The sequence below is a fragment of the Geodermatophilus sp. CPCC 205506 genome, from assembly GCF_051383635.1.
GTDB lineage: Bacteria > Actinomycetota > Actinomycetes > Mycobacteriales > Geodermatophilaceae > Geodermatophilus.
In genome coordinates this window covers 11,779-34,108 of the sequence record NZ_JALPKP010000021.1, presented here as the reverse complement: position 1 = coordinate 34,108, position 22,330 = coordinate 11,779, and the positions used below count along the sequence as shown (strand labels likewise).

Annotated in this window: 14 protein-coding genes and 1 pseudogene; 4 read left to right on the top strand and 11 right to left on the bottom strand. The window is 74.9% G+C overall.

All coding sequences use genetic code 11. The annotated features are described in order from the left end of the window. Nucleotides 1-19: 19 nt before the first annotated feature. Together MY520_RS13670 and MY520_RS13665 are read right to left on the bottom strand one after the other, a co-directional pair. On the bottom strand, nucleotides 20-2,752 hold the full coding sequence (locus MY520_RS13670; protein ID WP_436692643.1) for a LuxR C-terminal-related transcriptional regulator: 2,733 nt from the start codon (nucleotides 2,750-2,752) through the stop codon (nucleotides 20-22). 114 nt (nucleotides 2,753-2,866) lie between these two features. Continuing rightward, entirely contained in the window at nucleotides 2,867-3,085 is a 219-nt protein-coding gene (locus tag MY520_RS13665; protein WP_436692642.1) for a hypothetical protein, read from the bottom strand. A gap of 125 nt (nucleotides 3,086-3,210) precedes the next feature. Here MY520_RS13665 and MY520_RS13660 point away from each other — a divergent pair. Together MY520_RS13660 and MY520_RS13655 are read left to right on the top strand one after the other, a co-directional pair. After that, nucleotides 3,211-3,789 (top strand): annotated as a pseudogene (locus MY520_RS13660) (aldehyde dehydrogenase family protein); the annotation flags it as partial. 97 nt (nucleotides 3,790-3,886) lie between these two features. Continuing rightward, on the top strand, nucleotides 3,887-4,156 hold the full coding sequence (locus MY520_RS13655) for a hypothetical protein (protein ID WP_436692641.1): 270 nt from the start codon (nucleotides 3,887-3,889) through the stop codon (nucleotides 4,154-4,156). Nucleotides 4,157-5,078: 922 nt separating this feature from the next. Here MY520_RS13655 and MY520_RS13650 read toward each other — a convergent pair. From MY520_RS13650 to MY520_RS13610, 9 genes are all read right to left on the bottom strand, one after another. Next, nucleotides 5,079-7,526 carry a heavy metal translocating P-type ATPase gene (locus tag MY520_RS13650; protein ID WP_436692640.1) on the bottom strand — a complete coding sequence of 816 codons (2,448 nt, stop codon included), beginning with the start codon at nucleotides 7,524-7,526 and terminating at the stop codon, nucleotides 5,079-5,081. Between the two features lie 74 nt (nucleotides 7,527-7,600). Beyond that, complete coding sequence (locus MY520_RS13645; RefSeq protein WP_436692639.1) at nucleotides 7,601-9,955, bottom strand: heavy metal translocating P-type ATPase; 2,355 nt, start codon at nucleotides 9,953-9,955, stop codon at nucleotides 7,601-7,603. A gap of 50 nt (nucleotides 9,956-10,005) precedes the next feature. After that, nucleotides 10,006-10,974: a hypothetical protein gene (locus tag MY520_RS13640; RefSeq protein ID WP_436692638.1), complete on the bottom strand. Its 969-nt coding sequence runs from the start codon at nucleotides 10,972-10,974 to the stop codon at nucleotides 10,006-10,008. Nucleotides 10,975-10,990: 16 nt separating this feature from the next. Then, a complete protein-coding gene (locus MY520_RS13635; protein WP_436692637.1) occupies nucleotides 10,991-11,272 on the bottom strand; it encodes a metal-sensitive transcriptional regulator in 282 nt (93 codons plus the stop codon). Nucleotides 11,273-11,350: 78 nt separating this feature from the next. Beyond that, the gene (locus MY520_RS13630) at nucleotides 11,351-11,560 is read right to left on the bottom strand and encodes a heavy-metal-associated domain-containing protein (protein ID WP_436692636.1); all 210 of its coding nucleotides are present in this window, start codon (nucleotides 11,558-11,560) and stop codon (nucleotides 11,351-11,353) included. Nucleotides 11,561-11,907: 347 nt separating this feature from the next. Further along, a complete protein-coding gene (locus tag MY520_RS13625; RefSeq protein WP_436692635.1) occupies nucleotides 11,908-12,609 on the bottom strand; it encodes a DUF3159 domain-containing protein in 702 nt (233 codons plus the stop codon). 130 nt (nucleotides 12,610-12,739) lie between these two features. After that, nucleotides 12,740-13,450, bottom strand: a complete 711-nt coding sequence (locus tag MY520_RS13620; protein WP_436692634.1) for a DJ-1/PfpI family protein — start codon at nucleotides 13,448-13,450, stop codon at nucleotides 12,740-12,742. A gap of 5 nt (nucleotides 13,451-13,455) precedes the next feature. After that, a complete protein-coding gene (locus MY520_RS13615; RefSeq protein ID WP_436692633.1) occupies nucleotides 13,456-14,151 on the bottom strand; it encodes a DJ-1/PfpI family protein in 696 nt (231 codons plus the stop codon). After that, nucleotides 14,148-15,962 (bottom strand): multicopper oxidase domain-containing protein, encoded by a 1,815-nt coding sequence (locus MY520_RS13610; protein ID WP_436692632.1) that lies wholly within the window; start codon nucleotides 15,960-15,962, stop codon nucleotides 14,148-14,150. The genes MY520_RS13615 and MY520_RS13610 overlap by 4 nt, the downstream gene beginning before the upstream one ends. Nucleotides 15,963-16,128: 166 nt before the next feature. Here MY520_RS13610 and MY520_RS13605 point away from each other — a divergent pair, with 166 nt between their 5' ends. Both MY520_RS13605 and MY520_RS13600 read left to right on the top strand, forming a co-directional pair. Then, nucleotides 16,129-19,383, top strand: a complete 3,255-nt coding sequence (locus MY520_RS13605; protein ID WP_436692631.1) for an AfsR/SARP family transcriptional regulator — start codon at nucleotides 16,129-16,131, stop codon at nucleotides 19,381-19,383. A gap of 13 nt (nucleotides 19,384-19,396) precedes the next feature. After that, on the top strand, nucleotides 19,397-22,039 hold the full coding sequence (locus tag MY520_RS13600) for an ATP-binding protein (protein WP_436692630.1): 2,643 nt from the start codon (nucleotides 19,397-19,399) through the stop codon (nucleotides 22,037-22,039). The last annotated feature ends 291 nt before the right edge of the window (nucleotides 22,040-22,330 follow it).

Sequence of the window (22,330 nt, the reverse complement as noted above, 5' to 3'; positions counted from 1 at the left end):
CGACCGGGAGGCCGACGTGCTACTGGTCGGCGCGCGCGGGCCGGCGGTGCGGCCGGGCCAGCAGGTCCAGTTCCTCGCCCCGGCGGACCGCCGCGCGGCGGTTGTTCACGCCCAGCTTGGCGTAGATGTTCTTGGTGTGGGTCCGGACGGTGTTCACGGACACGAACAGCCGGCGGGCGATGTCGGGGCCATCGAGGTCGGTGCCGAGCAGCCGGAGCACCTCGAGCTCACGAGCGCTCAGCGGCTCGACCAGGCCCACCGGCGCCGGCGCGCCCTCCCCTCCCGTCCCCAGTGCCGCCAGCAGCCGCCGGGCGGAGCCCGCGGCGGCGCCGCCCTCCACGGCGACCGCCCGCAGCAGGGGCGCCAGGGCTGCGCCCTCGTCCAGCAGCAGCCGGACGTGACCCTCCGGTTCGGCCAGGGTCAGCGCGCGGCGCAGCGCGGCGAGCGCGGCCGGCAGGTGCCCCCGGGCCTGCTCCGCGAGCGCCTGCACCACCAGCACGTCGATGACGGTGCCGGTTCGCCCGCCCTGCTCGCTCGCGGAGAGGAGGCGCTCCAGCAGCTGCAGGGCCCCGGAGATCGAACCCTCCCCGGCCGCGTACCCGGCCACCAGCACCCGGGCCAGGGTGGTGTGCTCGAACTCCCGCAGGTAGTGCAGGTCGTCATCGGTCGACACCCCGCGCTCCTCCGCCCAGGCCAGCGCGTCGGCCCACCTGCCCTGCCGTGCGTGCACGCGCGCCCGGAGCGCGGCGATCGGCCGCACGTCGGGGAAGTAGTCACCGACGTACCGGCGCTGCGCCTCGTCGAGGAGCGCGAGCGCGCCGTCGGGGTCGCCCTCGGCCTCGCGCAGGCGGGCCGAGACGACCCGCCAGCGGTAGGGGTTCTGCGGCAGGCCGGCCTGCTCGCCCAGGTCCCTGCTCGTGGCCAGGTGCCGGCCGGCGGCCTCGAGGTCCCCGCGCTCCAGGAGCACCCCCGCGATGCCCACGTGCATGTCCGCGGCTCCGCGGAGGACCGGGCCGGTGCCGGGGGTCACCAGCCGCAGCGCCCGCTCGTAGGTGCTCATCGCGTCGCGGAGCCGGCCCTGGGTGATCCGGATGTCGGCCAGCGCGATGGCGCAGCCGGTCCCGTCGGACCGGTGCCCGGCCAGCTCGAGGTCCGCCGCGGCCGCGGCGTACGACCGGTGCCCGGCGTCCAGGTCCCCGCCGGCCCAGTGGGCCAGGCCCAGCAGGCCGGCCGCCCCGCCGCGGCCCAGATGGTCGTCGGCACCGGCGAGGTCGATCGCCCGCCGGGCGTGCGTGACGGTGCCGGCCAGGTCGCCGGCCAGCAGGGCCAGCCCGGCGCGGTACATGGCGATCGCCGTGGGCAGCCGGCCGAAGGCGTCGGCGTCCACCACCACCATGTCCGCGGCCGGCGCCCCGGTCGGGTCGAGTCGGCGCTCGGCGTCGCGCAGGCGTGCCTCGACGCCCTCGACCTCGCCCCGCACCATCAGTGCCCCGGCGTACGCGACGCTGAGCACGGGGCGGGCCCGGATCACCTCGTCCGGGAGGGCCTCCAGCCAGCGGCGCATCGTGGCCTCCTGCCGGCCCTGCTGCAGCGCGGGCAGCCCCAGCTCGACCAGGTCCGCCGCTCGGGCGACGTCCCGGCCGGCCAGCGCGTGGTGGACCGCCTCGGCCAGGTCGCCGGTGCGCTCGTACCAGTCGCAGGCCCGCCGGTGCAGGTCCGGCACGGCGTCGGGCTGCTCGGCGTGCAGGTGCACCTGCAGGACGTCGGCGAACAGGTGGTGGTAGCGGTACCACCGGCGCCGGTCGTCGAGCGGGACGAGGAACAGGTTGTCCCGGTCGAGAGCCTCCAGCATCGCCTGGCCGCCGTCCCGGCCGGTGACCGCGTCGCACAGTGGGCCGGTCAGCCGGCCCAGCACGGAGGTCTGCAGCAGGAAGCCGCGCACCTGCTCGGGCTGGCGCTCCAGGACCTCCTCGACCAGGTAGTCGACGACGTAGCGGTCGTCACCGGCGAAGCCCGCGATGAACGCCGGAACGTCGTCGCGGCCCTGCATCGACAGCGCCGCCAGCTGCAGCGCGGCGATCCACCCCTCGGTGCGGTCCTCCAGCGCAGCGACGTCGTCCGCGGTCAGCGCCAGTCCCATCGCGGCGCCGAGGTAGGCCGCGGCCTCCTCCGCCGTGAAGCGCAGGTCGGCGGCGCGGACCTCGAGGAGCTCACCGCGCCCGCGCCACCGCGCCAGCGGCAGCGCAGGGTCGGCGCGGCCGGCGATCACCAGGTGGACCTGCGGCGGGAGGTGCTCCACGAGGAACGCCATCCCGTCGTGCACCTCGCGCGCCTCGATGACGTGGTAGTCGTCGAGCACCAGCACGACGTCCCGGGCGAGGGCGGACAGGTCGTTCACCAGCGTCGCGAGGACCGCCTCCAGGGACGGCTGCGGCGACTGCAGGAGCGCCAGCGCCGCGGCGCCGACGTCGTCCGCCGCGGCCCGCAGCGCGGCGATCAGGTAGCTCCAGAAGAGGGCCGGGTCGTTGTCGCGCTGGTCCAGCGAGAGCCAGGCGACCGACCGCTCCCCCGGGGGGAGGGCGGCCAGCCACTCCGTGAGCACCGTCGTCTTCCCGAACCCCGCCGGCGCCGACACCAGGGTGAGCGACGCCTCCTCCGCACGGTCGAGCCGCTCGACCAGCCGCGGACGCGCCACCGCGCGGCGCCGCCGCCGCGGGACGTGCAGCTTGGTCTCGATCAGCGGGCCGGCCATGACCACCTCCCCTGACGACCCGGTCTCACGTGCCGTCGGCAGGCACCCGTCGCCGGCGGCACCGGTGGCCTCCGGGCGCATGGTGCCATGCGTGACCCGGGCGGTGGCCCGTCGTCAGGGGGACGCGTGCACGACGGCCGGTTCCCGCGCCTCGGACCGCGGAGCCGACGACCCGGTCTCGGCGCGAGGAGGGGTCCGGCCCCTCCGTGCCCGCAGCACCCGCGACAGCGCCGTCCGGTGACCGAACGCGGCCGTGAGCCGGTCGAGGAAGATCGCGAGCAGGACGACGGCGAGGCCACCCTCGACGCCCGAGGCGACGTCGAGCTGCGTCACCGCCCGCACGACCACCGCTCCGAGGCCGAGCGCGCGGGGGTCTGCGCGCTGATCACGGCCGTGGAACTACCCGCTGCTGGCGATCTCCTGGAAGCTGGCGCGCGCTCGCCGCCGGCTGCACCGCCGTGGTCAAGCTGAGCGAGCTCACCCCGTTGACCACCGCCCACCTGGTGGCGCTGCTCGCCGAGGCCGGGCTGCCCTCGGGCGTCGTCGGCCTGATGCTCGGGGACGGGGCGGCCGGGGCCGCGCTGGTCGCGCACCCCGACGTCGACCTGGTCAGCTTCACCGACGGCACCGCCACCGGCCGCGGGGTCCTGCGCGCGGCCGCGGACACCGTCACGCGGGTGCACTGCGAGCTGGGCGGCAAGAACCCAAACGTCGTCTTCCCCGACGTGGACGTGGACGTGGTGGTCGACAACGCCCTGCACGGCGCGTTCCTGCACGCCGGCCAGGTCTGTTCGGCGGGCTCCCGGCTGGTCGTGCACGCCGAGGTGCACGACGCGGTGGTCGCGGGGCTGGTCGCCGGCGCAGCGGCCATCCGGCTCGGCGACGGGCGGGACGACCGCACGCAGTCGGGCCCGCTGATCTCGGCGGCGCAGCGCGCGCGGACCGAGCGGATGGTCGCCGGGGCGCTGGCCGAGGGCGCCGTCCTGGCCGCCGGCGGGCGCCGTCCCGACGAGCCGGCGCTGCGGAACGGCTTCTTCTACCGGCCCACGGTGCTCACCGGGTGCCGGCGGGACATGGCCGTCGTTCGCGAGGAGGTTCGCCGAGCGGGTCGCCGCCGCGCTGCGCTGCGGCACGGTGTGGATCAACGACTACCACCCGTACGTCCCCGGAGCGGAGTGGGGCGGCCGCGGGCAGTCCGGGTGGGCAGGGAGCTGGGGCCCACGGGGCTGGCGGAGTACCGCGAGCTCAAGCACGTGTGGCGTCGTCGCACGCCCGGCCCCAGTGGCTGGCTCACCTGACGGGCCCCGGTCTCCGGCGCTCGGGGAGCCGGGCCGCCGGTCGGCGCCCTACCTCAGCAGGCTCCGGGCGATCACCATCCGCTGGATCTGGTTGGTGCCCTCGTAGATCTGGGGTGGTCCAGGACCTCAGCCCCCCACTCCCCCGCTGACCTGCCCGTTCTCACCAGGCCGTCACGCCGTGTCACACAACACCACGAGACCCCCGGACGACACGTCCTGGGGACGCATGCACATCGCCCACTACCTCGACGTCAGCGAGCGGCACGTCCGCGACATCCGGCGCGAGGACGAGACGTTCCCGCCGCCGCGGATGGTCGGCAGCAAGCCGCGCTGGAGCCCCGACGTCATCCGGCGCTGGGTCGCGGACGGCGGGGCGTCCCGGCCGCCAGCCGGCCCCACCGGCCCGACCGGCCCGACCGGCCCGAAGCGGAAGGGCCGGGGCCTGTCCAGGAAGCGGAAGCTGACCAGGCGCCGGCCCGCGAGCGGTGCGGGTGGCAGTGGAGGGGCTGCCACTGGCTCCGGCACGGGTGGGCGTCCTGGTCGCTCGCACCGGAGTCGGACGGCGGCTACGGGATCAACCCCACCCGCGTCCAGGCGTGGCTCGGACACGCGAAGCTGAGCACGACCACGGACACGTACGTCCACAAGCCCCGGGGGGACGACTCGCACATCCGCGAGGGCGACCCGCCGCCTCCCCGGTTCGCGGACGGGCGAGTAGCCCACACCGCAGGAGGGGGTCGGCTGCGTGAGCAGCCGGCCCCTCGGCTTGCCGCATCCCGTTCAGGTCGGCACCGAACCCGCCACCGGCGGCGGCGACGGCACCGAGGTGCCCGATCGGCTGGGTGTGCAGGAGGAGCAGCGCGGTGGCCACCACAGTGAGCCCCAGCTCGACCAGGACCCACCAGTGGCGGAGCAGGCCCCACGGGGTGCCCACCGACTGGACGATGCCGGTGAGCAGCGAGACGAGGCACAGCGGCACGATGCCTCCGCAGCGTCCGTCGCGGAGCTTCGTGGCCGCTGTCGCACCGTCAGCGGGACACCGGCTCCGGCGCCGGGACCGTGGCCGTCTCGGCCGCGGGCGTCTCGGCCGCGGCGGGTAGCCGCAGCCGCTTGAGCAGCAGCGCGTTGACCGCGACGAGGAACGACGACCCGGACATCGACAGCGCGGCGATCTCGGGCCGCAGCACCAGGCCGAACGCCGGCTCGAACACCCCGGCCGCGATCGGCAGCGCGATGGCGTTGTAGCCGATCGCCCAGCCGAGGTTCTGCCGCATCTTGCGCAGCGTGCCGCGGCCGATGGTCAGCGCGGCGGGCACGTCCAGCGGGTCGGATCGCATGAGCACGACGTCGGCGGTCTCGATGGCGACGTCGGTGCCCGCGCCGATTGCGATGCCAAGGTCGGCGGACGCGAGTGCGGGTGCGTCGTTCACGCCGTCGCCCACCATCGCGACCCGCTTGCCGGCCCGCTGTAGCTCGGTGATCTTCGCGGCCTTGTCGCCGGGCAGGACGTCGGCGATCACGGTGTCGATGCCCAGCTGGCCGGCGATGCGTCGGGCGGTGGCCTCGTTGTCGCCGCTGAGCATGACCACCTCCACGCCGGCCTCGTGCAGTGCGGCCACCGCCGCAGCCGAGGTCGCCCGCGGGGCGTCGGCCAGCGCGATCACCCCGGTGGCCCGGCCGTCGACGGCGACGAGGACCGCGGTGCGGCCGCTGCCGGCCAGCTCCTCGCGGCGCACGCTGAGCGTGCCGAGGTCGACGCCCTCGTCGGCCATCAGCTTGGCGTTGCCGACCAGCACCGGGCGGCCGCCGACCTCTGCGGAGGCGCCGTGGCCGGGGACGTTGCGGAACCCGGTGGCGACCAGCGCCGGTGCACCGAGGTCGTCGGCGTGCCGGGCCACGGCGGCGGCCAGGGGGTGCTCGGACTCGCGTTCCACGGCGGCGACCAGCGCCAGGACGTCGTCTGGCTCCATGCCGTCGACGACGACGTCGGTGACCTCCGGCTCGCCCTTCGTCAGGGTGCCGGTCTTGTCCATCACCACCGTGTCGATCCGCGCGGCGGTCTCCAGTGCGGTGGCGTTCTTGAACAGCACGCCGCGTCGGGCGCCCAGGCCGGTTCCGACCATGATCGCCGTCGGCGTGGCCAGGCCGAGCGCGTCGGGGCAGGTGATGACCACGACGGTGATCGCGAACAGCATGGCCGTGGCGAAGGAGGCGCCGGCCAGTAGCCACACCCCCAGGGTCAGGCCGCCGCCGAGGAGGGCGACGAGCACCAGCCAGAACGCGGCACGGTCGGCCAGCCGCTGGCCGGGCGCCTTCGAGTTCTGCGCCTCCTGCACCATCTGCACGATCTGAGCCAGCGCGGTGTCGGCGCCGACCTTCGTCGCGCGCACCCGCAGCGTGCCGGTGGTGTTCACCGAGGCGCCGATGACCTGATCGCCGGGCGCCTTGTGCACCGGCAGGCTCTCGCCGGTGACCATCGACTCGTCGACCTCGGACTCCCCGTCCTCCACCGTCCCGTCGACGGGGATCTTGGCGCCGGGGCGGACCAGGATCAGGTTGCCGACGACGACCTCGGCGGTGGGCACCTCGATCGGCTGCCCGTCGCGCAGCACCACCGCGCGCGGCGGCGCGAGCTCGAGCAGCGTGCGGATGGCGTCGTTGGCGCCGCCGCGGGCGCGCATCTCGAACCAGTGGCCGAGCAGGACGAAGGCGGTGAGGACGGTGGCGGCCTCGTAGAAGACCTCGCCGCCCCCGGTGAGGGTGATGACCAGGCTGTACAGCCAGCCGGCGCCCACCGCGACGGCGACGAGCACCATCATGTCCAGCGTCCTGGCACGCAGCGCCCGCCAGGCGCCGTCGAAGAAGATCCAGGCCGAGTAGAAGACCACCGGCAGCGAGAGGATCAGCGAGAAGACGTCGTCGCGCAGGCCGAAGGGTGCGGCAGCAGTGAAGCCGAGGACCTCCCGGCCGATCGGCGACCACAGCAGGATCGGGATCGACAGCAGCGCCGCGACCAGGAACCGGTTGCGCATGTCGCGGGTCATGTCGTCCATCGACATGCCGGCGTGGTGCCCGCCGTGACCCATCGCCTCTTGCGGGGTCATGCCGGCGTGACCGCCGTGGCTCGCCTCGTGACCGCCGTGCTCGCGGGTCGCTCCCCCGGCGTCCACGTCCGGCTGGTGGCCGTCGTTGTGCGCGGCGAAGCCGCGCGGTTGCGGCTCGACCGCTGGGTCGCATACGTGTTGCGGTACCGACTGCCCGGCGCAGTGGTAGCCGCAGTCGCGGATCCACCCGGCGAGGTCGGCCACCGAGGTCCGCGTGGGGTCGTAGGTGACCGTCGCAGTCGCGGCCACGGGGTTGGCCTCGACGCCCAGCACGCCGGGGCGGCGGCCGAGCATGCGTTCCACGGTCGCCTTCTCCGACGCCCAGTGCACACCGGCGACCTCCAGCACGGCGGTCGTCTGCTGCGTTGCCATGACCCTCTCCTCCTCCGGCCTGGGTGGTCGATTCGGCCTTTCGGTGTGTGGGACAGCTGTGTCGATGCAGGCGGTCAGTGCGCGACGGCGGTCGCCGGAGGTGAGCTGACGGCATTGGCGCCGCCGGGCCCTTCGGTGGCAGGCGCCGGGCCGTTGGCGCTGCGGAAGCGCCGGAGTCGCAGGCTGTTGGAGACGACGAACACCGAGGAGAACGCCATCGCCGCCCCGGCGAGCATGGGGTTGAGCAGCCCGGCGGCGGCCAGCGGCAGCGCGGCGACGTTGTAGGCGAAGGCCCAGAAGAGGTTGCCCTTGATGGTGGCCAGCGTCTTGCGGGACAGCCGGATGGCGTCGGCGGCGGCCCGCAGGTCGCCACGGACCAGGGTGAGGTCGGACGCCTCGATCGCGACGTCGGTGCCGGTGCCCATCGCCAGGCCCAGGTCGGCCTGGACGAGGGCGGCGGCGTCGTTGACGCCGTCGCCGACCATCGCCACGACCTTGCCCTGGTCCTGCAGGCGGCGGACGACGTCGACCTTGTCGGCGGGCAGCACCTCGGCGATGACCTCGTCGATGCCGACGGCGGTGGCGACCGAGCGGGCGACGGTGGCGTTGTCGCCGGTCAGCAGCACCGGGGTCAGGCCCAGGTCCCGAAGCTCGCGGACGGCCTCGGCGGAGGTGCCCTTGACCGCGTCGGCGACCACCAGGACGCCGCGCGCGGCGCCGTCCCAGCCGACGGCAACGGCGGTCCGGCCCTCACCCTCGGCAGCGGACTTCGCCTGCTCGAGCTCCGGCGTCAGGCGGAGCGACCACTCCTCGAGGAGCTGGGTGCGGCCGACGAGCACCGCGTGCCCGTCGACGACGCCCTGCACGCCGAGGCCCTCGACGTTGGTGAAGCCCTCGACGGGCGGCAGGGCGCCGACCCGCTCGGTGGCGCCGGTCGCGACAGCGCGGGCGATCGGGTGCTCGGAGGCGTGCTCCAGCGCGCCGGCCAGTCGCAGCAGCTGCTCGGGGTCCTCGCCGGGGGCGACGACGACGTCGAGCAGAGTCATCCGGCCGGTGGTGACGGTGCCGGTCTTGTCCAGGACGACGGTGTCCACGCGGCGGGTGCTCTCCAGCACCTCCGGGCCCTTGATCAGGATGCCGAGCTGAGCGCCGCGGCCGGTGCCGACCATCAGCGCGGTCGGCGTGGCCAGGCCCAGCGCGCAGGGGCAGGCGATGATCAGGACGGCGACCGCGGCGGTGAAGGCGGCGGCCAGTCCTCCGCCGGTGCCCAGCCAGAAGCCGAGGGTGCCGACGGCCAGCGCGATGACGATCGGGACGAAGATGCCCGAGACGCGGTCGGCGAGGCGCTGCACCTCGGCCTTGCCGTTCTGGGCGTCCTCGACCAGCCGGGCCATCTGTGCGAGCTGGGTGTCGGCGCCGACGCGGGTGGCGCGGACGACGAGCCGGCCGCCGGCGTTGACGGTGGCCCCGACGACGGCGTCGCCCGGTCCGCCCTCGACCGGCACGGATTCGCCGGTGAGCATCGAGGCGTCCACGGCCGAGGAGCCCTCGGTGATGACGCCGTCGGTGGCGATCTTCTCGCCGGGGCGGACCACGAACAGGTCGCCGACGGCCAGCTGGTCGACGGGGATCCGCTGCTCGCGCCCGCCGCGCAGCACCGATACCTCCTTCGCGCCCAGCTCGAGCAGCGCGCGCAGCGCCGCGCCGGCGCGGCGCTTGGAGCGGGCCTCGAAGTAGCGCCCGGCCAGGATGAACGTGGTCACCCCGGCGGCGGCCTCGAGGTAGATGTTCCCCGACCCGTCGGTGCGGGCGATGGTCAGCTCGAACGGGTGCGTCATGCCCGGCTCACCGGCGGTCCCCCAGAACAGCGCGTACAGCGACCAGGCCAGCGCGGCGAGGGTGCCCATCGAGACGAGCGTGTCCATCGTGGACGTGCCGTGGCGCAGGTTGGTCCACGCCGCCCGGTGGAACGGCCACGCACCCCAGACCACCACGGGAGCGGCCAGGGTGAGCGACAGCCACTGCCAGGAGGTGAACTGCAGCGCCGGGACCATCGCCATCGCGATGACCGGGACGGTCAGGACCGCGGAGACGATCAGCCGCTGCCGCAGGCTGCGAACGTGGTCGTCGGCCTCCGACGTCGCAGGCCGCCCGTCCTCGGGACGGAGCCGCGGCGGCTCCGGCAGGGCGGCGGTGTAGCCGGTCTTCTCCACCGTCGAAATGAGGTCGGCGGGCGTGACGTCGCCGGTGAAGCTGACCTTCGCCTGCTCGGTGGCGTAGTTGACCGTGGCCGAGACGCCATCGAGCCGGTTGAGCTTCTTCTCGATGCGCGCCGCGCACGAGGCGCAGGTCATCCCGCCGATCGCCAGCTCGACGTGGTTCTCCCCGGCCGTTGCCGGCGGGCGCGTGCGCTCAGTGGCGGAACTCATGGTCTTCTTCCTCTTGAACCGCTCGGGCGGGATCGGCGGAGTGCGTCGGTTCAGCCGTGGCCGTGGCCGTCGTCGACGTGGCCGCCGGTGCCGGTGGCGGGCGCGACGGTGTCGCCGGCGCGGACGGTGAACTCGGCGGTGCGCACCACGTCGCCGTGCTGGAAGTCCAGGAACAGCCGGTACTCCCCTGCCGAGGGGGCGGTGGCGTAGAAGGTGATGTCCGGGCCGGGCGCGGTGGTGCCGTCGCCAGGCTCGCCGGCCGGGTGCACGTGCAGGTAGGCGAGGTCGCCGTCGCGCAGGGCGACGAGGTGCCCGTAGGCAGCCAGGTAGGGCTGCAGGTCGGTGACCGGCTGCCCATCGCGGCTGACCGACAGGGTCAGCTGGGACTCCTGACCGGGGGCCAGCTCGCCGTCGAGGGTGACGGTGTACCCGTCGACCTCGGCCGTGGGCGCGGGCTCGGGCAGCGGCTGCGGGGTGTAGTCGCCGGCGACGGCGACGTCGGTGCCCAGGACGAGCGGCTCGGCAGGGCCGGCGGGGTCGAAGTCGGCGAACAGCCGCCACTCACCGGCGGTCAGGTCCAGCGGGATCGACCAGGTGCCGTCGGGCGCCAGCTCGGGGTGGACGTGCTGGTAGCCGGTGAGGTCCCTGCGGACCGCGATCAGGTGCAGGTCTTCGTCGTGCGCGGTGTCGTAGGCGGTCACCGGCTGCCCGTCGGGGCCGAGGATCTGGAAGGACACCAGGGTGGCCGCGCCGGCCGGCAGCGAGCCGGCGGCGTCGAAGGTGTAGCCGTTCTCGGAGACCTGCAGGCCACCGGGCAGGTGGGTGCCGGCGGCGGATGCCTGTGCGCCGGTGTCCATCGGGGACTCCGCAGGCGTCTCGCCGTGGGGAGCGGTGTCGTGGCTGGCGGTGTCTGCGGCGGCCGCGTCGACGGGGCCGACCACCGAACCGAGGCCGGCGGCCGCGCCGAAGACGGCGACCAGCCCGAGCGTGTAGGCGCCGAGCTTGGCGAGGGTGTTCACGGGAGGTCCTCCGTGGTCAGGAGCGGACGAGGCGGGCGATCGCCTCGGAGGCCTCGCGGACCTTCGCGTCGGCCGCCGGGCCGCCCTTCTGCGCGGCGTCGACCACGCAGCCGGCCAGGTGCTCGTCGAGCAGGCCGAGGGAGAACGACTGCAGGGCGCGCGTCGCCGCCGACACCTGGGTCAGGATGTCGATGCAGTACTTGTCGTCCTCGACCATGCGCTGCAGGCCGCGGATCTGGCCCTCGATACGGCGCAGCCGCTTGAGGTGCTCGTCCTTGTCGTGGCTGTAGCCGGCCATGTCTGTCGGTCTCCTCGTGAGGTGGGACGGATCGGGAGGCGGGGCACCGGGCGGCCGGCGCCCCGCCGGGGATGCCGGTCAGCCGGTGACGACCTCGTAGCCCGCCTCGTCGACGGCGGCAGCCACCGCGTCGTCGGGCACGGGTCCGGTGCTGCGGACGGTGACGCGGCCGCCGGCCACGTCGACGTCGACGTCGGTGACGCCGGGGATCTTGGCGACCTCCTCCGTGACCGCGCTGGCGCAGTGCCCGCAGGTCATTCCTCGGACTGTGTACTCGGTGCCCGTCACTGCATCTCTCCTCTCGCGGTTGGGTACCCCCTAGAGGTATTTGGTACCAGTAATACCCCCGGTGGGTACATTCCGCAAGCGGTGGACGGATCCGTCCAGCGAGCCGCGCCGTTCGTCCGGCCGGGCTGACGAAGTCCGCCGAGCCCGCGCGTGCATGCGCCGGTGCGCACCTCGGCTCGGGTGGCTCCCGTGCTGATCAGGCCCTCACGGGGCCGCCGACGATGGCGGCCAGGCGGGCAACTCCCGCTCACCTCCTGGAGTCCTCCTCGGTCGGACCGACCCGGCACCCTCGGGACCGTGGGCCCGTCGACGACGCCGCGGGACAGCCCGTGCCGCCGCCGTCGCGGCTACGGCCGTTCATGTGCTGCGGCCGCGGCGCGACGGGTGGCGCGACGGACGGCTGCGAGGGTGAGCGCCACGGCGGCGAGGGTCAGCGGCCAGCCGAGCAGCAGCTTGCCGACGGCGAGCAGCCCGGGGAGGTCCTCCCGGTACAGGAACGCCTGCACGCCGGCGCGGACCGCGAACACTGCGGACCAGCCGAAGGTGGCCAGCACGAACAGCCGGCGCAGGCGCGGATCGTCGCGCCAGTCGTGACGCCGGTACAGCAGGCCGTAGAGGGTGCCGACCAGCGGATAGCCGATCAGTGCGGAGCCGGCGAAGACGGCCCCGTAGGCGGCGTCGACGAGGATGCCGGGCAGGAAGAACCCGCGCGCCTCACCCGAGGTGGCGGCGAACAGCACCGCGACGGTGAGGCCGGCCAGCCCGCCGAGAGCCTGGCGCAGCGGCTCCCTGCGCAACAGCCGCAGCGCAACGATGCCCAGGCCGGTGGCGGCCGCCGCGCCGATCGCAGCGGTCAGGGCCATCGGCCGCGTGGTCTGCGCGCCGGCGACGGCGTTGACAGCGACGAAGACCAGCGGGGGCAGGCCACCGTCGATGAGGCCGCGGGTGCCGCCGAGCGCAGGGGGAAGGCCGGTGGGTGGAGTTGCCGCGAGAGGAGCGCCGTTGGACGGCGTCGTCCCGGTGCGGGGCGCGGTGTCGGTGGGGCTCATCGCTGGCTTCTCTCCGGCCGGGCGGGCCTGGCGGTGGTGCAACGTCCCCAGGCTCGCCCGACCGGCTGTCGCCTCACTGTCCGTCTGCTTGCGCCGTCGGTGACCCGCGGGCCGGGAGGTTGCGGCCGGGTCAGGCGCCGGTCCGGGCCAGGCGCTTCGGCTTCGCGGCGATCACCGGCGCGAGCAGGCCGATCGCGGCGCGCATGGTGCGCGGCAGCGGTGGGATGTGAGCCCAGTCGATGCCGCCGAACGGCGGCTGCGGGTCGTAGTCCAGGGCCAGCTGGACGCGGCGGGCGGTGGCCTCGTCGGTGAGCCGGGCGACGAGGTGCAACGCCCAGTCGATGCCGGCCGACACCCCGGCGGACATGGTCACGTTGCCGTCCTCGATCCACCGCTGCCGGTGGTAGGTGGCGCCCAGCGGCTTGAGCACTCCGGCGAAGAACCAGTTGGTGGTTGCCTGGCGGCCCCGGAGCAGGCCGACGGCGCCGAGGACGAGCGAGCCGGTGCACACCGACCCGACGACGTCGGCCGAGGCGGCAGCGGTGCGCACGTAGGTCCGCACGCCGGGATCGCTCATCGCGCGGAGGGTGCCGTTCCGGCCGCCGGGCACGACGAGCACGTCGGGGTGCGGAACCTCGGCGAAGCTGCGGTCGGCGGCCAGCTGGAGCGGGAGGTCGGTCGCCATCGGGTCGGTGTGGGCGCCGACGACCACGGTGCGGTACCGCGGCGCGAACCGCTCGAGCTCGGTGAGCACCTGCAGCGGGCCGACCAGGTCCAGGGCGGTGAGCCCCGGGTAGAGCACGACGGCGATGGTCTTGGTATCGGTGTCGGCGGCGGTCATGTCGCTCACCTCGGCTCTGCGTGGTCTTCGGCGCGGGCGGCGCGAGGCCGCGGAGTGCGCAGCCGCACGGCCAGGTCGGGATCACCGCGGTCCCGGCCGAGCGGCCCGAGCGGCGGCTCGGGGTCGTACTCCATGAACAGCTGCGCCAGCTGCGCGGACGAGCGGCTCTTCAGCCGGGCGAGCAGGGCCAGCATCGCGTCGATGCCGGCTGCGCCGCCGGCGGCCGTGAGGAGCCGACCGTCCTCCACCCAGGGTTCCCGCGCCCAGGTGGCGCCGGAGCGCTCGAGGTGCTCGGCGTAGGCCCAGTGGGCCGCCGCCCGCCGTCCGGTGAGCAGGCCGGCGGCCCCGAGGATGAGTGCCCCGTTGCCGGTGGCGCCGACCAGCTGCGCGGTCGCCGCCGCGGTGCGGACGTAGCCGACGAGCGCCTCGTCGGCCATCGCCGCGACCGTCGCCGGCCCGCCGCCGGGCACGATGACCGCGAACGGCGCGGGCACCTCGGTGAACGAGGCGGCCGGGACGACCCGTAGCGCGGTGTCGGTGGCCAGCCGGTCGGTGCGCTCGGCGACGACGACGGTGCGGTACCTCGTGCCGGTCAGGTTGCGCAGCACGGTCAGCGGGCCGATCAGGTCCAACGGCGTCAGGCCCGGGTACACGGCGAATGCCAGCATCTGCTTCTCCCGCCGCCGGGTCCGGGTGGTCATGACGTCGCCGCCGGCGTGACGGTGAAGGTGAACATCATCCCGCTGTGCATGTGCTCGGCGATGTGGCAGTGCGCCATCCAGCGCCCCGGGTGGGTGACGTCGAAGAGCAGGTCGACGGTCTGCCCGGTGGGGATGAGCACGGTGTCCTTCCACACCAGGTTGGGCTCCGGCGTCCCGTCGCGCGCGAGGACGAGGAAGCGCCCAGCTCCGTGGATGTGGAACGGGTGGTGCATCGGGTGGTCGGAGTCCGCCTCGTTGACCACCCGCAGCTTGACCCGGTCGCCGACGGTGAACCGCCAGTCGTCCGGCGGCGCGTCACGGCCGGCGGTGCGGTCCAGCAGCCTCCAGTGCATGTTGGCCGAGGTCATGGCGCGGTTCATCTCGACCATGTGGTCTTCCCACTCGATGCCGTCGCCGGCGTCGTCCGGCACGCCTGGCATGTCGTGGCCCTTCGGCATCTCGTGGCCCATGTCCCCGTCATGGCCCATGTCCATGCCGCCCATGTCCATCTCGCCCATGCCCCCCATGTCCATGTCGCCCATGCCCATGTCGCCCATGTCCATCTCGGCGACGACGGCGATGACCTTGTCCGGCGGTGCCGCCAGCCACCGGTCGAGCTGCCGACGTTCGGCGGTGAGCTCCGGGGCTGAGCGCAGCCGCCCGAACACCTCGGCCAGTGGCGGCGCGGCGGCCTCCTCGGTCACGCTGATCGAGGCGAGGCGGTAGATGCGGTCGGGCGTGCGGTGCTCGAGGGCGTACCGACCGGCGCGGTCCACGAGCACGTCGACCACGGCCCGCTCGGACGGGGCGAGGGTCACGTAGTCGACGAACTGCTCCTGCTCGACCCGGCCGTTGTCGCCACCGATCAGCTTCATCCGCGCGCCGGGCAGGGCGACCCGGAAGACGCGGCTGTTGGCGGTGTTGACCAGCCACAGCCGCAGCACCTCGCCGGTGCGCGCGGTCAGCGTCAGGTCGGTCTCGCCGGCGACGAGCAGCAGGTTGCCGTAGCGGCCCATCGCCGCGTAGTCGGTCTCCGTTCGGCTGAACGGGGCGATCACGCCGTCCTCGAGCAGCACGTCGTCGAGGGTGAGGACGACGTCGCGGTGCGCGGGCGGCCAGTAGTCGGGCTCGGCAGGATCGACCAGGACTGTGCCGTAGAGGCCCATCTCCTGCGTGTAGTCCTCGCGGACGTGCGGGTGGTACCAGAACAGCCCCGGGTCGACGAAGGGCAGGCGGTAGGAGAAGTCGCCGCCGGGCGGGATCGGCGTCTGAGTCTGCCCCGGCACGCCGTCGTACCGGTTCTCCAGGCGCAGGCCGTGCCAGTGCACGGTGGTCTCCAGGTCGGTGTCGTTGGTGACGTGCACGACGATCTGCGAGCCCTGACGCACGCGCAGCGTCGGGCCGGGGATCGAGCCGTTGTAGGCGAGCATCCGCACCGTCGTCCCTGCCAGCTGCTTGGCGACCGGGCCGAGCCGGAGCTGCAGCTCATCCCCGTCGGCGATGTCCAGGCTCTGCTGACGGGTGGCCTCGGGCAGGCCGGTGGTGTCGGTGGAGAAGAAGGTGTCCACGGGACGTCCTCCTGTTCTGGGGATGCCTGGAGGCGGGGAGCCGTCGGTGGCCGCGGCGACGGCGAAGCCGGCGGCGATGACGGCCGCGGTGACAGCGGTGGGATCGACCGGGCCGGTCACCTGAACGGTGCGGGTGGCCAGGTCGGCCTGGAGGGTCTGCACACCGGGGACGTCGCTGATCGAGGCGCTGATCGCTCGGACGTCCTGGCGTGCGGTCATCGCCGGCACGTGGACGGTGAACATGGCGTCTCCCTCGGCGGGTGGGATGGCTTCACCCTGGCGGCGTGCGCTGTCCATCTGCTGTCGGTCCGCTGACCGCGCCGCGTCCGCCGGCTCGTTGTCTCGGCTTCGGTACGAGGGCGAGAATCGGCGCCTCGGCCAGACGGACTCGTTCCGGGAGGGGCGGCGCATGGAGATCCGCGTCCTGGGCTCGGTCGAGGTGGTCGTCGACGGGCAAGCTCGATCGCTGCCCGGTGGTGGTGAGCGGGAGCTGCTGGCGCTGCTGGCGCTGTCGGCCGGGCGGGTGGTCCCCGTCCCGGTCCTGGTCGATGCGCTGTGGGGCGAGGCGCTGCCGGCCAACCCGGGCAATGCGCTTCAGGTGCGCGTATCCAAGCTGCGCCGCGCGCTGGCCGCCGCCGGGGCGCCGAGCGCGGTCGTCGTGACACGCCCAGCGGGCTACCTGCTCGACCTCGACCGGGACCGGGTCGACGCGCTGCGCTTCAGCGACCAGGCGACCGCCGCCCGCGCCGAGGCCGCCACCGATCCCGCCGCGGCCGCCCACCGGTACCGGACAGCCCTGGCGGCATGGCGCGGCCCGGCGCTGGCCGAGTTCCCCGACGCCGCCTGGGCCTGCGGCGAGGCGGCCCGTCTGACCGAGCTCCACCTGGCCGCCCGCGAGGAGCTGGTCGACCTGCAGCTCGCCGCGGGCCGGCACACCGACGTGCTCGGCGAGCTTGCGGAGCTCACCGCCGCGCACCCGCTGCGCGAGCGGCTGCACGCCCGGCTGATGCTCGCGCTCTACCGCGCCGGCCGGCAGGCCGACGCGCTCGCGGCCTACGGGCGGGCCCGCGCCGTCCTCGACGCCGAACTCGGCCTGGAGCCCGGCGCGGAGCTGCGCGAGCTGCAGGAGGCGATCCTGCAGCAGCGTCCCGACCTGCGGGCTCCCGCGCGGTCACCGGTCACCCCGCCCCCTGCGGTGCCCGCTCCCCCACCACCGCAGGCGCCGGCACCGCCCCGGGACCGGTTGCCGACGCGGCTGACGTCGTTCCTGGGCCGCGAGGGGGACCTGGAGCGGGTGGGTGAGCTGCTGCGGGCGGCGCGGCTGGTCACCGTCACCGGTCCCGGCGGGGTCGGCAAGACCAGCCTCGCGCTGGAGGCCGCCCGCGCTGCCGCGGAGCGCTTCGCCGACGGCGTCGCGTTCGTCCGGCTGGCCGGGGTCACCGACCCCGGGCAGGTGCCCGCGGCCGCCCTCGCGGCGCTGGACATCCGGGACGTGGCCACCGCGACCGCGGACGACCAGCTGCTCGGTCACCTCCGCGACCGCGCTGTGCTGCTGGTGCTGGACAACTGCGAGCACCTCGCCGACGCCTGCGCGGTGCTGGCCGAGCGGCTGCTGGAGTCCTGTCCCGACGTCCGGCTGCTGGCCACCAGCCGCGAGCCGCTGGCGGCCCGCGGTGAGGTCCAGTGCGCCGTCGACCCACTGCCGGTGCCCGGCGGTGAGTTGGAGCTCGGGGATGTGGCGGCCAGCGCCGCAGTGCAGCTCTTCCTCGACCGGGCGCGCGCCGCGCTGCCGGACCTCGCCCTCTCCGAGGACAACGCGGCGGCTGTCACCGAGGTCTGCCGGCACCTCGACGGCATCCCGCTGGCGCTGGAGCTGGCCGCCGCCCGGGTGGCCGCCCTCCCCGTCGAGGAACTGGCCCGGCGCATGGGCGACCGCTTCACCCTGCTCACCACCGGCGCGCGCACCGCGGAGGCACGCCAGCGCACCCTGCGGGCCACCGTCGACTGGAGCCACCAGCTGCTCAGCGACCCCGAGCGGGTGCTGTTGCGGCGGCTGTCGGTCTTCCGCGGCGGCTGGACCCTCGAGGCGGTGCAGGCCGTCGCCGGCGGCGAGCCGCTGGGACCGGCGGTGGCGGTGGACCTGCTCGGCCGGCTGGTCGACCGGTCTTTGGTGGTGGTCGACCGCGCCACCTCCCTCCGGGACGCCGGGCCCCGCTACCACCTACTGGAGACCGTCCGCGAGTACGCCGCCGAGCGGCTGGCCGAGTCCGGCGAGGCCGACGCGGTATGCCGGGCGCACGTCGGCCACCTCACCGACCTGGCCGAGCGGGCCGAGGCCGAGCTGCGTGGTGACGGGCAGGCCCGCTGGCTGCCGCGGCTGGCCGCCGAGCGCGACGACGTCGACGCCGCGCTGGCCTGGTGCACCGCGCACGCGGACACCGAGCCGGACGCCGGGTTGCAGCTGGTCGGCTCCCTCGGCTGGTACTGGTACTTCGCGACCCACCCCGACGGCGGCCGGCGCGTCGCCGCCATGCTCGAAGCCGCACCCGGCGGCTCCCCGGCGGCGCGAGCTCGGGCGCTGCAGGCGCTGGCCGTCGCGGCCCGACCCGGGGCGTGCATCGTGCACCCGAATGCGGACTGTGCCGCCGCGGCGACGCAGAGCCGGGCGCTGTTCGCCGAGCTCGGGGACGGGTTCCGCGCCGCGCTGTCGGACACCCTGCTCGCCGTCGAGGCAATCGGCGGTGACGAGCCGGCCGAGGCCTTCGCGCTGCTGGCGCAGGCGGAGCGCCGGTTCGCGGAGGCCGACGACGCCTGGTGCACCGCGCTGGCCGACTTCGTCCGACTGGAGCTGCACGCCGGCAGCGGCGATCTCACCGCGGCCACCGCCGTCGGGCACCGGGCACTGCTCGCCTTCCGCACGCTCGGGGACCAATGGGGGGTGTCGGCCATCCAGTTCCACCTCGGCATGGCCCTGCACCGCGCCGGCCGGCTCGAGGAGGCCCTGGAGATGTACGAGGGGGCACTCGCCAGCGTCCGCGACGTTGGTCCGGCGAACACCGTCCAGTACGCCCTGGCCGGCGCCGGGCACGTCACGCTGCTGCTCGGCGACGCCGACCGGGCCGAGCAGCTGTTCGCCGAGTCACACGCGGTCGCTCACCAGCTCGGCGCCGACGGCAACCCGCGGGCCGCGGTCGGCGAGGCACTGCTGGCCCGCGAGCGCGGCGACCCGGCCGCGGCCCGGGAGCGCCTCACCGTCGCGCAGCAGCTGCTGGCCGGGCTGACCGAGCCGGAGTGGACCGCCGCCGCCCTGGTCGGCCTCGGCCACGTCGCCGAGGCCGACGGTGACCTCGACAGCGCCGAGTTCTTCCACCGCAGGGCGTGGCAGACCGCGCCCGGGCACGCCGCCGCGCTGGAGGGGCTGGCCTGCGTGGCCGCCGCGCGCGGCGATGCCGAGGCCGCGGCCCGGTTGCTCGGCGCGGCCGTGTCGTGGCGGCAGCGCCGGCACCGGCCGGCGTCCCGGCTGGAGTGCGCCGACGCTGAACGCGCCGAGCACCTGGCCCGCACCGTGGTCGGCGACGCCGCGTTCGACCTTGCCTTCGCGGCGGGCACGGCACGGCCCGACGCCGTCCTCGACGACGCCGACCGCGTGCCCGCGCGGCGCTGACCGGAGCCCGGCGATGACCACGACCGGGACGCAGCCGGCGGAGACCATCCGGACGCCGGACCAGCGGATCCGGGTCTTCGTCAGCTCCACACTCGGCGAGCTCGCTGAGGAGCGCCGCGTCGTGCGGGCGGCGATCGAACGGCTGCACCTGGCGCCGGTGATGTTCGAGCTCGGCGCCCGCCCGCACCCGCCGCGCGAGCTGTACCGCGCCTACCTGCGGCAGTCCCACGTCTTCCTCGGCATCTACCACCAGCGCTACGGCTGGGTCGCGCCCGGCGAGGCGATCTCCGGGCTGGAGGACGAGTTCCGGCTCAGTGAGGGCATGCCCCGGCTGCTCTACCTCAAGCGCCCGGCCGCGGCGATCGAGCCGCGGCTGCAAGCCATGCTCGACGCGGTCAGCGCGCAGGGCAGCGCCTCCTACCGGCAGTTCACCGATTCCACCGAGCTCGCCGCGCTCGTCGAGGACGACCTCGCCGCGCTGCTCAGCGAGCGGTTCATGGCCCAGTCCCCGGGCGCCGCCACCTTCTCCAGCCGTGAGCTGGCCCGGCCGGTCCCCGCGCCGGTGCCCCTGACCGCGACAGTCGGCCGCGACGCCGACATCGCCGCCGTCGCCGAGCTGCTCGGCCAGGACGTGAGGCTCGTGACGGTCACCGGGCCGGGCGGGGTCGGCAAGACCCGCCTGGCGCTGGAGGTGGCCCGCGCGGTGGCCGGACGCTTCGCCGACGGGGTCGCGTTCGTGCCGCTCGAGGACGTCCCCGGCCCCGAGCTCGTGTTGCCGGCCCTCGCGGCCGCCCTGCGCCTGCCCGAGGCCGGCACCCGCCCGCTGCTGGACCGCCTCGTCGACGAGCTGACCGGCCGACAGCTGCTGGTGGTCGCCGACAACATGGAGCACCTGCGCGCCGCGGGCCCGGACCTGACAGGCCTGCTCGGCCGCTGCCCGAGGCTCGCGCTGCTGGTGACCAGCCGGCAGACGCTGCGGCTGCGCGGCGAACACGAGTACCCCCTGCCGCCGCTGCCCGTGCCGAACGACGACCAGGTGACCGGCGACGGGGCGGTCGACGACGTGCCGGCAGTGAGCTTGTTCGTGCAGCGGGCGGCCGACGTCCGGCCCGGGTTCGCGCTCACCGAGGACAACCGCGCTGCGGTCACGGCGATCGTGCGGCTGCTCGACGGCCTGCCGCTGGCCATCGAGCTGGCCGCGGCCCGCTCGCGGCTGTTCCCGCCGACCGCGCTGGCCGGCCGGCTTGCCCAGCGGCTCGACGTGCTCGCCGGCGGCGCCGCGGGCGACCTGCCCGCCCGGCAGCGCACCCTGCGAGCGACCCTGGACTGGAGCTGCCAGCTGCTCACCCCGGCCGAGCAGGCGCTGTTCGCGCGGCTGAGCGTGTTCGCCGGCGGCGCGACCCTGGGGGCGGTCGACGCCGTCTGCGGCGACGACACCGTCTCGGACGTGCTCGACGGCGTCTCCTCGCTGCTGGAGAAGAACCTGCTGTTCGCCGACGCCGCCGACGAACCGCGGGTGGGCATGCTGCACGTCGTCCGCGCCTACGCCACCGACCTGCTCAACGAACGCAACGAGGCCGAGCGCCTCAGCGACCGCCACGCGCTCTTCTACGCCGACCTCATCGAGCCTGCCGACATCATCGCTCACAACGACGCGCCTGGGTCCTGGCCGCTGCTGACCCGGGAGGCCGACAACCTGCTCGCGGCCGCGCGCTGGGTCGCGACCCGCGGCGACATCGGCGTGCTGGCCGCCCTGGCCCGCCGGCTGTGGCCGTGGCTGATCTACACCGGCCGGGTCGGCGAACTGCGCGACGTGGTGCCGGCCGCCGTCGACGCTGCCGCGGACTCCAGAGAGGAAGATCCCGGCGCGCGGGAGCAGGCGTTCCTGCACCACCTGGCCCTGTGCTACGCGCAGACGCAGACCGGTGACCACGCCGCCGCGCTCGCCTCCGCGGAGCGGGCCCTGACCCTGGCCGCCGACACCGTGGACCGGGAGACCGCCCTGCTCGCGGCCGCCGTGCGGCTGCTGCGCGGGGCGCTGCGCCTGTCCCTCGGGGAGACCGCCGGCGTCGCCGACGATCTGGACAGCGCGCTGGACACCGCTCGCCGGGAGGACAACGCCTGGCTGCTGGGCCACGCCACCCTGCACCGCGGCGTGTGGCGGGCGCTCACCGGCAACACCGCCGGGGCGCGCGCGGACCTCGAGGAGGCCGCCGGGGTGGCCACGGAGATGGGGCACGACGTCCTGCTCGCCCAGGCCGTCGGGCACCTGGCCACCCTCGACCTGCTCGCCGGCGACCTGGAGGAGTCCCTGTCCCGGTTGCGCTCGCAGATCGAGCATCTGCGTCGGGCGCGGAACCTGGAGGGGCTGGCCACCGCCCTGGACACCACGGCGGCGCTGGCGTCGCAGCAGCAGCGCTGGGAGACCGCGGCCCGGGCGGCGGCCGCCGCGGATGCGCTTCGTGAGCGGGTCGGGCTGCCCGCCCGCCCGGTGACCCGGGACCTGCACGACGCCGCGGTGGACGCCACCTTGCAGCGCCTCGGCGACCGGGCGCCGGCGATCCGGGCTGCGGCGAGCGAAGCCGACCCCTGGGTGCTCGTCGATGACGTGCTGGCCCAACTCGCCGGAGCCCCGTACGCCAGTCGCGGCCACTGACGTCCTGCTCTGTAGCGCCCGACCGACGTCACCGCGTGGCGGCGTTCAGACAAGTGCGGATCACCTTCCCCACGACGCCTGGGTCGGCCATCTGTGCCAGCTTCGAGGACCCGGCCGGGTCGGCGTAGAGGTAGGTCGCGCTGACGTTGACTGCTGCGCACCACCTGCAGCGCGCCGACCGAGGCCGCCGCCCGCGCCGGAGGGCTCGGGACGAGCAGCATCGCAACCCACTGCCCCTCGCGGGTAGCCGTTCTCGCGGGTCGAGTCGCAGCACCCAGGTGCTCCGACCTG